General features: G+C 54.9%; 13 protein-coding genes. 4 read left to right on the forward strand and 9 right to left on the reverse strand.

Going from position 1 to position 12,685, the window contains the following annotated elements; all coding sequences use genetic code 11:
• The first annotated feature begins 83 nt into the window (after nucleotides 1–83).
• Nucleotides 84–317, forward strand: a complete 234-nt coding sequence (locus tag ACN0WX_RS10175; RefSeq protein WP_417622201.1) for a hypothetical protein — start codon at nucleotides 84–86, stop codon at nucleotides 315–317.
• Nucleotides 318–486: 169 nt separating this feature from the next.
• On the forward strand, nucleotides 487–1,251 hold the full coding sequence (locus ACN0WX_RS10180) for an arginyltransferase (protein ID WP_417622202.1): 765 nt from the start codon (nucleotides 487–489) through the stop codon (nucleotides 1,249–1,251).
• A gap of 77 nt (nucleotides 1,252–1,328) precedes the next feature.
• Here the strand turns inward: ACN0WX_RS10180 and ACN0WX_RS10185 are convergent, their stop codons facing one another.
• The 4 genes from ACN0WX_RS10185 to arfB form a co-directional block, all read right to left on the reverse strand.
• Nucleotides 1,329–2,714, reverse strand: coding sequence for an RcnB family protein (locus tag ACN0WX_RS10185; protein WP_417622203.1), 1,386 nt, complete (start codon nucleotides 2,712–2,714; stop codon nucleotides 1,329–1,331).
• Nucleotides 2,715–2,875: 161 nt separating this feature from the next.
• A complete protein-coding gene (locus tag ACN0WX_RS10190) occupies nucleotides 2,876–3,361 on the reverse strand; it encodes a GAF domain-containing protein (protein ID WP_417622204.1) in 486 nt (161 codons plus the stop codon).
• A 20-nt stretch (nucleotides 3,362–3,381) separates the two neighbouring features.
• The gene (locus tag ACN0WX_RS10195; RefSeq protein ID WP_417622205.1) at nucleotides 3,382–5,454 is read right to left on the reverse strand and encodes a S9 family peptidase; all 2,073 of its coding nucleotides are present in this window, start codon (nucleotides 5,452–5,454) and stop codon (nucleotides 3,382–3,384) included.
• A 136-nt stretch (nucleotides 5,455–5,590) separates the two neighbouring features.
• A complete protein-coding gene (gene arfB, locus ACN0WX_RS10200) occupies nucleotides 5,591–5,989 on the reverse strand; it encodes an alternative ribosome rescue aminoacyl-tRNA hydrolase ArfB (protein ID WP_417622206.1) in 399 nt (132 codons plus the stop codon).
• Between the two features lie 364 nt (nucleotides 5,990–6,353).
• On the opposite strand from arfB, the gene ctrA reads away from it, so the two are divergent.
• A complete protein-coding gene (ctrA, locus tag ACN0WX_RS10205) occupies nucleotides 6,354–7,061 on the forward strand; it encodes a response regulator transcription factor CtrA (protein WP_417622207.1) in 708 nt (235 codons plus the stop codon).
• Between the two features lie 77 nt (nucleotides 7,062–7,138).
• Here ctrA and ACN0WX_RS10210 read toward each other — a convergent pair whose 3' ends face one another.
• From ACN0WX_RS10210 to ACN0WX_RS10230, 5 genes are all read right to left on the reverse strand, one after another.
• Nucleotides 7,139–7,906, reverse strand: coding sequence for a metallophosphoesterase family protein (locus ACN0WX_RS10210; RefSeq protein WP_417622208.1), 768 nt, complete (start codon nucleotides 7,904–7,906; stop codon nucleotides 7,139–7,141).
• Nucleotides 7,907–8,012: 106 nt separating this feature from the next.
• Nucleotides 8,013–9,194, reverse strand: a complete 1,182-nt coding sequence (locus ACN0WX_RS10215) for a saccharopine dehydrogenase family protein (protein WP_417622209.1) — start codon at nucleotides 9,192–9,194, stop codon at nucleotides 8,013–8,015.
• Between the two features lie 51 nt (nucleotides 9,195–9,245).
• The gene (gene dcd, locus ACN0WX_RS10220) at nucleotides 9,246–9,800 is read right to left on the reverse strand and encodes a dCTP deaminase (protein WP_417622210.1); all 555 of its coding nucleotides are present in this window, start codon (nucleotides 9,798–9,800) and stop codon (nucleotides 9,246–9,248) included.
• Nucleotides 9,801–9,819: 19 nt separating this feature from the next.
• Complete coding sequence (locus ACN0WX_RS10225; RefSeq protein WP_417622211.1) at nucleotides 9,820–10,512, reverse strand: glycoside hydrolase family 25 protein; 693 nt, start codon at nucleotides 10,510–10,512, stop codon at nucleotides 9,820–9,822.
• A gap of 32 nt (nucleotides 10,513–10,544) precedes the next feature.
• A complete protein-coding gene (locus ACN0WX_RS10230; RefSeq protein WP_417622212.1) occupies nucleotides 10,545–11,027 on the reverse strand; it encodes a UPF0262 family protein in 483 nt (160 codons plus the stop codon).
• A 151-nt stretch (nucleotides 11,028–11,178) separates the two neighbouring features.
• Between ACN0WX_RS10230 and ACN0WX_RS10235 the strand changes: the two genes are divergently transcribed.
• Nucleotides 11,179–12,678: a replicative DNA helicase gene (locus ACN0WX_RS10235; protein WP_417622213.1), complete on the forward strand. Its 1,500-nt coding sequence runs from the start codon at nucleotides 11,179–11,181 to the stop codon at nucleotides 12,676–12,678.
• The last annotated feature ends 7 nt before the right edge of the window (nucleotides 12,679–12,685 follow it).

Consider the following 12,685-nt stretch of genomic DNA (forward strand, 5'->3'; position numbering starts at 1 on the left):
TATCCTTCATATTGCAGTGGGGCGCATGAGAGCCTTGTTCGGGGTTCTCACACCTTGTAAAAAGACGTGATTGGAGCATGATTATGAAGTTCGGAAAATTGGCTGCTGGTATTGCAGCTGTGTCTTTGGTTGCTGCCCCCGCAGCAGCTCAAACATCCAACAGCATGGCGCCAGCTGTTGAGCGCATTGGTGCGAAATCAACCTCTTCAGAAAAGCTTGAAGGTCAAAATGGTATTCTGATTGCCGTTCTCGCAGCTGCGGTGGTGATCGGTGGTATCGTACTCATCGCAGATGATGACGATCCAACAAGCCCCTGAGGCCTTGGCAAAATAATTTTGGAAACGGGGCGTTTTTCGCCCCGTTTTTTTTGGCTCTCGTATGCCGGAATATATCGTAAATTTATGTGGTAAACCGCCTTTTCATTTTGTTCGTTGCATTGCATATTGCTTTGGTTGATTCTTGAAAACGTAACAAAAGGCTGGCTTTGTGACTGCACCCGTTCGCTTTCCGCGATTCTTCGTGACCAATCCCAGTCCATGCCCATATTTGCCCGGCAAAAGCGAACGCAAGGTATTTACCGAACTCAGTGGCCCCCATACCGACGAGCTGAATGATGCCCTTGGCCGAATAGGATTTCGCCGTAGCCAGAATGTTGCTTACCGTCCGAGCTGTCTGGATTGCAAAGCCTGTGTGTCGGTGCGCGTGCTGGCTGAGGAATTTCGTCCGAGTGGTACGCAGCGGAAGCTGATCCGGCGCAACCAGGATCTGGTCGTTGAAGCTTGTGAACCGTGGGCAACCGACGAACAATATCAACTATTGCAAAATTACCTCGCAAAACGCCATCCGGGCGGCGGCATGGCAGAAATGGACGAGATGGACTTTTCCGACATGGTCGAACAATCGCCCGTCAAAAGTCTGATGGTCGAATATCGCGAGCCCACACAGGATGGCAGCAAGGGGCGTTTGGTGGGGGCTTGTTTGACCGACCAGCAAGGCGATGGCTTGTCGATGATCTATAGCTTCTTTGATGCCGAACATGGTCAACGCGTTGGTCTTGGCAACTATATCATCATGGATCATGTCCTGCGCGCCCAGACGGCGGGGTTGCCCTATGTCTACCTCGGTTACTGGGTGGATGGAGCTCCTCAGATGGAATATAAAGTCCGCTTTCGTCCGTTGGAGCGGCTTGGTCCGGATGGTTGGCAAAGATTTGATCCCACTGCGCTACTGAAGCGCCAGTGCCCAAACTAATTTATCAACAATAAGCTCTGATATAAAAATCTGCCAACCAAAGGGGCTGGCAGACTTTTTGTCATCTCGCTGAAAGCTCAGTCGTACATGCAACGCGCTTGCTGGCACCCCTTGAGTGGCACAGCCTTTGGTGCCGGTTTCCAGACTTTCTTTGGTGCCGGTTTCCAGCGTTTCTTGTAAGTCGGTTTTGAGTAGACAATTTCTTCCTCGACATAAGTCGTTGTTGTCGTGGTGGTAACCGGCGCCGATTGAACGACGACTGTTGTCACCATCGGCTGTGGTAGCGGATAATAATAAGCCGGATAATAATAGCCTTGCCATCCGGCAGGGTAGCCTGGCTGTGGATGTTGCGGTTGATAACGGACCGGCGGATGTGGCCGATATTGGCGAATCTGCTCCCGATCATAGCCATATTTTTTGATGAGCCTGCGGCATCGATCGGTTCCCTGATCGATAGCAGCGCCGGCAATCGCGCCGACACCGCCGCCAATTAATGACCCGCCGAGCCGATTGCCACGTCCTGCGATCCGGTTGCCGGCCAAGGCACCAATGGCACCGCCGACAATGGCTCCGCCAATGCCGCTGCTTTTCTTGCACCGTTCGAGATAGGCCAGTTCTTCAGAACGCTGGTTGTCATAACCCGAATAACCCGAATAAGCCGGATAGCGCTGATCATAACTAAATCGTGAGCTCTCGGTTCGACAGGGCCGACCATCATCCCCGCAACGACTTCTGCCGTCGCCGGGCGATTCCCAATGGGGAGACATATCGCCGTCACCAATGAACGTGCCGGAATATCGGCCATCATAGACTCGCCCGTCGGCATCGCGGTACGTGCCCTGCCACTCGCCTTGATAACTGCCATCCTCGTGGTAGGCACCGTTCCAGTCGCCCTGGTACACCGGTTGACTATGATAAGCGGGCGGTGTGGCAACTACTCTGTCGTCGCCGGAAAAAACACCGGGATCATAGGTCGCCTGGCTATCCTGATAGCCATCGTGATAGCCCTGATTATAACGGTCCCAATCGACATTGTAGCGGACATCCTGGACGACTCCGTAGCGATCAGTGAGGACCGCATCATCATAATAGCGCGACCAGCCATAACCATATTGGGGTTGGCTCAGTCCATAATAGCCGAAGTTGCCAATGAAATAGCTCGAATGGATATACGCCTGGGGCAGGCGATAGCCGCGATAGGGTTTGCGATAGCTCTCGCCATAACCCATCCGGCCCCTTCGAACATAGCTGCCAACCTGGCCAGAACCGCTGGTCTCGTAATCACTCATATAGGAGCCGGTTCTGGCTGCACTGGCTGTGCCTCCCAGAGCTTTCGAAGACGCGAAGGTAAGATCGACTTGTGGTGCCGGAGTGTCATGACGAGGCGAGTCGAAAGCAGCATTGGCCGATCCTGCGCTGGTCACGAGAATACCGGCAAGTCCAGCAAGCAAAAGGGTCTTCATGGTTAGCAACTCCCTAGTTCCGGACATACACCCGGCATGTCCGACCGAAATCTGGTTAACAAACATTTACCATTTTTCGGGGAGCTTGGCCATCAGGGGCTAGAGATATCGAGCGGTTTCCTCATCCTGTCTCGAAATGGGGCATATTAATTAGCCCGGGCTTAACCAAGGTTGCTGGCAATCGCTCCTATCAGATTGACCATGCCCGCCTCATCCGCCGGACCAAAATGGTCGGGCAGGGGGCTGTCGAGATCCAGAACAGCAATGATGGCGCCATTTTTGAAAACAGGGACGACCAGTTCGCTGCGGCTATCCGCATCGCAGGCGATATGGCCGGGAAATGCGTGGACATCGGCAATTCTTTGAACGGTACCGGACGCAGCTGCTGTACCGCACACACCCGCCCCCATCGCAATCCTGATGCAGGCAGTTTTGCCCTGAAATGGCCCCAGTACCAATTCGTCCTCCAAAACGCGATAGAAGCCAGCCCAGTTCAGGCCGGGCATATATTGCCAGATCAGGGCGGCAACATTGGCCATATTGGCAATCGCATCGGGCTCGCCATCCACTAGCGCGGCGGCGGCTGATGTCAGGTCAGCATAGAATTCCGCGGCGGGTTGATCAGTGTCGACCGTAATTTCAAACATGGGTACATCAGCCTTTCGGACTATTCTTCTTCATCCGGTTTTGTAACCGGATCATATTTGGCAAACCAACCCATGATATTGTCCACTTTGGCGATAAGCTGGCTTGGCCGGCGAGCGATGAGATGGGATGCACCGGGAACCCGGACAAGGACGGTATCAATATTCTGGACCTTTAGTGCTGTATAAAATTGCTCGGCTTCCCATGCGGGTGTGCGCCAATCGGCCTCGCCAACCATCACCATCGTCGGCGTGGTAACGTTATTGACGATCGAGAGAGGAGAACGGCGCCAATATTCCTCCGGCTGTTCCCATGGCTGGGCACGAAACCAGTGACGGCTGACAAAGCGGGCGATATCGCCCGCCAGCGCCATGCTGGTCCAGTTGATCACCGGCTTGACCGATGCCGCGGCAGCAAAGCGATCCGTTTTTCCAACGGCCCAGGCGGTCAGCACTCCCCCGCCTGATCCACCAGTGATGAACAGCCGGTCCTTGCTGACATAATTTTTGGCAAGAAGCGCATCGACCACGCTCATCAGGTCATCATGATCCCTGCCCGGATAATCAAGGTCAATCAACTGGGAAAAGGCTTCTCCATAACCCGTAGAACCCCTGGGATTGGCATAGGCCGTAACATAGCCTTCCGCCGCATAGCGCTGGATCTCAGCAGCAAAATAGGGGCCGTACATCGTATTGGGGCCACCATGGATTTCCAGGATCATCGGAAAGGAACCGTCGGGCCGGAAATCCGGGGGCAGGGCTATCCACGCCTCAATTTCCCTGCCGTCAGCGGTAGAGGAGACCTTTATCTCCTCAATCCGGGCCAGTTCCAGGTGACCCAGCGCATCCTCATTGAGACGAGTCAGCTGGCGACCCTCGCTGCCACCGCGGGAAAGGGCGATTTCAGCAGGCCGGCTCGGGCTCCCTTTTGTATAAGCGATCAGCGGAGAACTGCCACCCGCCTTGCTGGCGACCGAAAAACTGCCAGCCGCATAAGGGCGGCCCAGGGATGTACCGCCGATATCATTGACGATGGTGCGGACATTGCCGTCGAGATCAATCGAAACCAGCGTCAGGATGCCGTCGACTTCGGTCTGGCCGACAAGTGCCCGGCCGTCGGACCGCCAAGCCAGGCCGTCAATGGACCGGTCAAAATTGGCAGTCAGGTTTTTGACGTTGCTGCCGTCGGGCGCCATGACATAGACGTCGGTCTGCTGGTAGGATTTCAGTTTGTCGTCATATCCGCGATAGGCGATGCGGGAGCCGTTGGGCGCAACCACTGGTGCAAAATCGGGACCATCGCGTTGGGTCAACGCGGTTATCGCCTGACTGGACAGGTCGACCCGGTAGATTTCGCTCTCAATGGGATCGAGGTCGGCATTCTCGGCTTCGTTTCCGGTGACAAGGAGCGCGCCATTGCCAAGCCATTGCGGTGTATCAAATCCATTTTCGCCGTGCGTGACCTGACGCGGCGTGCCGCCTTCTGCGCTCAGCGTGAAAATCTGGGTCTTGCCTTTTGGTAGATAACCCGCTCCGTCGAAACGGAAAACAAGATCATCGATCACCCGAACCGGTTTGGCCCATTCGGCTCCCTCGGGATTTTTTGGTGGCTTCGCATAAGTCTTGTTTTCATCGGGCACCAGCATCGAAAAGGCGATTGTCTTGCCATCAGGCGACCAGACCGGTGCGCTGGGACCATGTTCGAGCTGCGCCAGCGAAAAGCTTTCCCCACTATCCTGATAGCGCAGGCGGAGGTCAGGCTTGCCATTGTTGGAGGTAAGATAGATCACGCGATCGCCATTTGGTGACCAGCGGACCGAGGAGCTGGAACCTTGCCCGCTGACCAAGGGGCGGTGAGTGCCGTTGCGCGTGTCTATCGTCCACAAGTCGCTGACGACTTGATCGGCGAACTTGTCCATCGATTTGCGGGCGTAGATGATCGTTGTGCCATCCGGTGAAATTTGCGGATCATCGGCATATTCGAGATCGAACACCCGTTCGGCTGTGAACCGGTTGCCAGCATTGCCGTCTTTGGCCCATGCGGCGGTGGTAAAAATTGGCAGGCAACAAATTGCGAGTAAATGGCGCGTGTTCATCGGCGTCCCCTTTTGCAACATAATATCTTATGAGGAAAATTGGCGACTTGCCAACAGGAAACAGGGCCAACAGGAAACAGGGCCAACAGGAAACAGGCCGTGGCCCGGCCCCTGTTCATCGTTCGGTGGGAGCTCTTCAGTCGAGGCCCGGTTTTCCACGCATCTTCTTCACCGTCGATTTCTTCTTCTTGGTGTCAACCCGGCGGGCTTTGGCAGCTCTGCTCGGGCGGGTCTTGATCCTCCTGGCGTCACGCTGCTGTGCCTGATCGACGAGCTCTGCCACCCTCCGCCGGGCTTCTGCCCGATTGGCTTCCCGGGTGCGATATTCACGAACGGTAATGAGCAGTTCGCCTCCGCTGGTCATTTTGCGTCCCGCGAGCGTTTTCAATTTTCGAAAAGCATATGGTGCCAGCCGTAGCGCATAGACATTCACCCGCATCTGGACTGCGGTTGCGACCTTGTTGACATTTTGTCCTCCCGGACCACTGGCGGCAAGAAATGTCTCGGTGATTGCGCTTTCGGGAATATCAATCATGGGTGGTTCCTAGCGCCATGTTTGTTCGGGCGACAGCGCTTGTTAACAATGTGCGTTTCACGGTCCGGAAATTTGGTCACACGGGTGCTGATATGCGGTGAATTCCGATCGATCTTGTACAAACTCCGGCCAATTCGAGTCAAAAGCTGTAAAAAGTTAATTTTTTTTTGGCTCATCGCAGGAGTCCTGAAACGACTCATTTCTGCGGGTTTCAGAGTCATTTTATACCCCGCGACTCGTGCTGAATCCTACCTTAAGGTAAAATTAACCTTTTACGTTCATTCATCTTATGGTTAATAAATGATCCATCGGGTTGGAAGAGTTGCCGATCCGTAGGGAGTAATTGAGAAAAAGGGGCTGCCTGATGCGCGTGCTGCTGATTGAAGACGAACCTACGACAGCAAAAGCAATTGAGCTGATGCTGACAACCGAAGGTTTCAACGTTTATACCACAGACTTGGGCGAAGAAGGCCTCGATCTAGGCAAGCTCTATGATTATGACATCATATTGCTCGACCTCAACCTGCCGGATATGCACGGCTATGACGTGCTCAAGAAGCTGCGTGTCGCGAAAGTCCAGACACCTGTTCTCATTCTTTCCGGTATCAGTGAAATGGACAGCAAGGTCCGTAGCTTTGGTTTTGGTGCCGACGATTATGTAACCAAGCCGTTCCACCGGGACGAACTGGTCGCGCGTATTCATGCGGTGGTGCGCCGCTCGAAAGGCCATTCGCAAAGCGTTATTCGCACGGGCAAGCTGGCGGTTAATCTCGATGCCAAGACGGTTGAAGTCGACGGCAATCGTGTGCATCTGACCGGCAAGGAATATGCGATGCTCGAACTGCTGTCGCTGCGCAAGGGGACTACCCTGACGAAGGAAATGTTCCTGAACCATCTCTATGGCGGGATGGACGAGCCGGAACTCAAGATTATCGACGTGTTTATATGTAAACTCCGCAAGAAGCTCGCGCTGGCCTGCGGTGGAGAAAATTACATCGAGACGGTCTGGGGCAGGGGTTATGTTCTGCGCGACTTGGAAGAAGAAGCCGCGCCGACCGCTCAAGTCGCTTAAAACACTGGTAATTCATCAACCAAAGCTGGTTTGATAGCGGACAAAAAAACGGCGGAACCAGAGGGTTCCGCCTTTTTTTATGAAGCAGTATCGAGATACCAGCGGTCCGGTCCCTGTAGTGCTAGTGCGGTCAGCTTGCCCGAATAATAGGCACCGGTGTCGATGCCGATGCGGGCGTCGGTTTCGACCACGTCATCATTGATCGTATGGCCATAGACAATGACTTTTTCATGGGATCCCTGAGCGGTGAGAAAGTCCTCCCGGATCCAGCGGAGATCTTTTTCGCGTTGTTCGGCCAGGGGAATGCCGGGACGAATACCCGCATGCACAAAGGCATAGTCGCCGACGACAATCTGGTTCTCAAAGCCCGAAACAAAATCTATGTGCTTCTGCGGAAATAGCTCGGGAATGCGCCGTGCCAATTGCGGCATATCGAGATCCATATATTCCTTCATGGTGATGTCGTAACTCAATATTGTTTCGCGACCGCCAATCCGGTTGAAGAAACGGACCGATTTTTCGTCACCCGTGGTCGCCGCCAGATAAACTTCTTCGTGATTGCCCATGAGGAACCGGACATTGCCCAGTTCTGCCTTGGCTCGCATTGCGGTATCCAGCACGCCAGCGCTGTCCGGTCCCCGGTCCACCAGATCCCCGAGAAAAATAATCTCGCTTTCGAGATTGCCCCGTTTACCATCATCCTCGATGATTTTATCGAGCAGTTGCTGCAACAGATCATTGCGACCGTGGACATCGCCAATGGCGTATACCCGCCGTCCGTCCGGAACGGTTGCCCGGTCGACTGGTCCCGTTGATTTTTTTCTGCGCAGAAGACGATTAAGCATGATGCCTACAAATTTGTTCGGATAAACCGAGTTTCAAGGTTGGAATATCATTTTTACCTTCGGGATGCGACAATTACGCAAAACCGTCAGGACTGTGCAGATGTGGTCAGTTTTCCACGACGAAGCTCAGGCCGGCCTTGTCTTCCAGACGTTTTACCAGTTTCTTGCCCATCAGCGCGCCCGGCGTCCATATTCCACCGCCCTGCGTGTTACCGTCCTGAGCGATACACAGCGCCGCCTCTGCTATCATTTTGGATGTCGACCCATAGCCCGGATCTTTGTCGCCTTTGACGCATAGGCTGGCGGTTTCACCATCCGCAGTCTCGCCGAGGAACAACAGGTCATAATAACCATTGTCGCGTTGTTCTTTGGTTGGGCCTTCTCCGGGTTTGGGCGCATCATCCCCACCCAGCGGGTTGGCTTTGGCAATCAACTCTGCCGCTTGTTTGCCGATTTCGCCCGGGCTAGTGACAACCATTTCATCATATTTGAAATCCTGACCATATGGAAAATCAAGAAGATAGTTTGTCCGGTGGACATTCTTGGTATTGATCGCTGCCATGATGAAAGGCGCCACCCAGCTATCCAGCGCCTTGTCTTTTTTGGGAATCATCATATTGGGCTGGTCCGGTCCTTCAAAACCGGGGGTCAGGCCAAAGCTGCTCGCCAGGATTTTTACGAGACCCGGATTTTTCGCGACCGCCTTCATTGTTTCCTTCAGGCTCGCCGAGGTGCCGCCGGAAAAGGTTCCTTCCATAGCGCGCACCCGCCCCTTGACGCGGGTTGCCGGCTTGCCGAAACGTTTTTTCATTTCCTTTTGCAGCATCAGTACGCCGAGGTCGAACGGGATCGAGTCAAATCCGCAGGAGAAGCAGATTTGCGCACCGGATTTTTCGGCCGCTTCGTGATGCTTGTCGATCATCTCGCGCATCCATCCGGGTTCCCCGCAAAGATCGACATAATGAGTGCCGTGTTTGACGCAGGCTGCAACCACCGCGTCGCCATATAATTGATAGGGGCCAACCGTCGTCAGGACGACTTTCGTCCGGCTTGCCATCATGTCTATTGATGCGGCGTCGTCGGAATCAGCGACGACCAGCGGCGTGTCCGATGGTGCGCCAATGAGATCACGGACCTCTTTCAGCTTGTCGAGGCTGCGTCCCGCCATTGCCCATTTGGGCGCAGTGTCGGATACACCATATTGCTGGGCCATATATTCCGCCACCAGACGACCGGTATAGCCGGTCGCGCCATAGATGATGACGTCAAATTCTGGTGCTTCGGACATAGGTGGCTCCTGCATGGGTTGGCTTATGTTTTACTGGCCGATATCTATGGGCTAGAGTTTTGGCAGAGTCACACCTTTTTGCCCCATATATTTGCCCGACCGGTCCGCATAGCTGGTCTCGCAAGGTTCATTGCCTTTGAGGAACAGGAACTGGCAAGCGCCTTCATTCGCGTAGACTTTGGCGGGCAGGGGGGTGGTGTTGGAAAACTCCAGCGTGACATGGCCTTCCCATTCCGGCTCCAGCGGTGTGACGTTCACGATGATTCCGCACCGGGCATAAGTTGACTTGCCGAGGCAGATGACCAGCACGTCGCGCGGAATCCGGAAATATTCCACGGTGCGGGCCAGCGCGAAGCTGTTTGGCGGAATGACACAACAATCGGTCTTGCGATCGACGAAACTGTTCGCGGCAAAATCCTTGGGGTCGACAATCGCATTGTCGACATTGGTAAAGACCTTGAATTCGTCCGAAACCCGGGCATCATAGCCATAGGAAGACAGGCCATAGCTGATGCACCCCTCGCGTTTCTGACCCTCAACAAAAGGTTCGATCATGCGCGAATGCCTCGCTTCGTTACGAATCCAGCGGTCGGATAATATGCTCATATCAGGTTCCTGTCGGTAATTATGGTCGCACTACGTTCCAGTTTATCGGGCCGTCAACCCCGCTGATCCGGCGCATATCGGATGCGCGCCACATCACCCAGGGTTTGGTGGCATAATCGGGTGGGAAAAAATTCGCTTCCAGCCAGAAAGTGCGGTCAATGCCGCTGCTGATATTGTACAGCTCCTCGAAGTCGCGCGATACCGCGATGATCGCGCGTTTTCCGCTGTGAGCCTCAATCTGGTTGAGGAATGTATTGAGTTCGCTGAGGATCAGGGCTCGGCCAGGGCGCTCTCCACAGCTCTTGTCAAAGGCCAGGCGGACGGCGGGCGGCAGCATATTCTCACCACGCGGCACAGTGGTCACGAACATCGTCGCCTGATCCGTCGCCAATTTGCAGAGGGAATAGCTGTGGAGAGCGCCATAGCGAACCCCGGCTTCCTGCGCACCCTTGATATTGGCCGCGAAATTTGCGTCCCGCTTTTCGGCGCCGCTGGTGGCTTGTATATAGGCAAAATCGACACCGGTTGCGCCCGCCACATGCCAGACTATCTGGCCATGGCTTTCGTCGACCGAGATACCCTGAACCGGATATTGATCCCGCGGAGGCGCCCAGCCGATCGCGATATTGCGCAGCACGAAGGCGACGATCAGCAGCACGACCACGATCATGCCAAGGCTCAACAATGTTTTTCTAATATCTCGCTTGGCCACCCTGATTCCCTGACATACGGAGCACCGCTCTCCTAGTTTTTAATATGTAAAACGCAGATCAGGGTGAAGAGCCGACGTGCGGTCTTGAAGTCCACCTTGATCTTGCCCTCGAGCCGCTCCATCAGCAATTCTGCGCCTTGATCATGGACACCGCGCCGGGCCATATCAATGGTCTCAATCTCGGCAGCGGAAGCCTTGCGAATCGCTTGATAATAGCTGTCGCAAATGGCGAAATAATCCCGGATCGGTCGTCGGAACCGGCCAAGCGCCAAGATCAATGTTTCGAGCGGTTCACCATTTTCGCGCCCGATGGAAATAACCAGTCTGCCTTCCTGGACGCTAAGATGGAGCTTATACGGTCCTGCGTAACCATCGTCATGCGCTTTCAGCGGCTGGAAAAAATTCTCTTCGATCAGATCGAAAATCGCGATGCGCCGCTCCTGTTCGATATCCGCATTGCGCCACAAAATGGTGGATTCGTCGAGTTCGACAGAAATGATGCGTGGATCGGCCATTGCGCCCTGTTGCCGCAGCACCGGTCTAAGGACAAGGGTTTTTGCAGCGCACCACGAAGGTCAGTATTTTTCCACAGGACTGTCCCCGGAACTTTACCAAATTTTTTGCCGGGCCTCTTGCCCTGAATCGATTCCGGGTCGATGAAGAGCCATGGCCAAATTGATGCGTTTCGAAAATGACGAGAGTGATGAGCAGCGCCTGCCGCGCAATGTTGAGGCAGAAGCGACGTTTCTGGGCGCACTGCTGATTGACAACCGGGTCGCGGAAGATGTCCAGATCCGGCTGCGGCCGGAGCATTTTTACGAACCCCTGCATGGCCGGATATACGAACAGGCGCTCAAGCTGCTCGACAAGAATATGGTGGTCACCCCGGTGACGCTGAAACCTTATTTTGAGTCGGACGAGGCGATGAAGGCACTGGGCGGACCATCCTATCTCGCCAAATTGACGGGGGACGGGGCCGGTTTGATCGGAGCCCGCGATTTTGCCAACCAGATTTACGATCTGGCGCTGCTGCGCGAACTGGTTAATGTCGGGCGGACGCTCGTCGAAAGCGCGCTCGATACCAGCGAGACGGTGGATCCGAAAGAGCAGATTGAGGAAGCTGAAACGGCGCTTTACCGCGTGTCGGAAGGGGAGGCGCAGGAAGGCGGTGTGCGCTCGTTCCTGCAAGCATCGACCGAAGCGCTAACCAATGTTGAACGGGCTTTTAACAGCGGCGGCAAGGTGTCGGGCATCACCACGGGCCTGACCGATGTGAATGCGAAAATGGGCGGCTTGCACAAGAGCGATTTGCTCATTCTTGCCGGACGTCCCGGCATGGGCAAGACGTCGCTCGCCACCAATATTGCTTTTAACGCCGCCAACCGTTTTCGCCGTGATATGGAAGACGGGATTGCACCGGAAGATAGTCTGGGCGCGAGAACAGCCTTTTTCAGCCTCGAAATGTCGGCGGATCAGCTCGCCACGAGGATTTTGTCCGAGCAGGCCGAGATAAGCTCGGAAAAGCTGCGCATGGGCTCGATCAGTCGTGACGAAATGCACCGGCTTGCGATGGCTTCGCGCGAGCTGCAGGACCTGCCCCTGTTTATCGATGATACACCGGCGCTGACCATTGCAGCGCTCAGAACCCGGGCACGGCGGTTGCAGCGGCGGCAGGGTATTGGCCTGATCGTCGTCGATTATCTCCAGCTGCTACAGGGTTCGGGGCGCGCCAGTGACAACCGGGTCAACGAAATCTCGGAAATCAGTCGTGGCCTGAAGACGCTGGCCAAGGAATTGCAGGTCCCGGTGATGGCGCTCTCCCAGCTGAGCCGAGCGGTCGAGAGCCGGGATGACAAACGCCCGCAACTGTCCGATCTTCGCGAATCCGGTTCGATCGAGCAGGATGCCGATATCGTGATGTTCATTTTCCGCGAGGAATATTACCATCTCGCAATCCGGCCAGACCAGCCCGACGGCAACTCAACGCCCGAGCAGATTGCGAAATATTCGGCATGGGAAACCGATCATCAGAGCAAGGTCAACAAGGCTACAGTTATCGTCGCCAAAAACCGTCAGGGTTCGACCGGCAGCATCAACCTGAGCTTCCTCAGTGAATTTACCAAATTCGGCGATCTGGCTTATGGCGACGGGCCGGAGGAATATTAGGCGGGTT

The organism is Parasphingorhabdus sp. (genome assembly GCF_048269915.1).
In the GTDB taxonomy this organism is placed as follows: domain Bacteria; phylum Pseudomonadota; class Alphaproteobacteria; order Sphingomonadales; family Sphingomonadaceae; genus Parasphingorhabdus.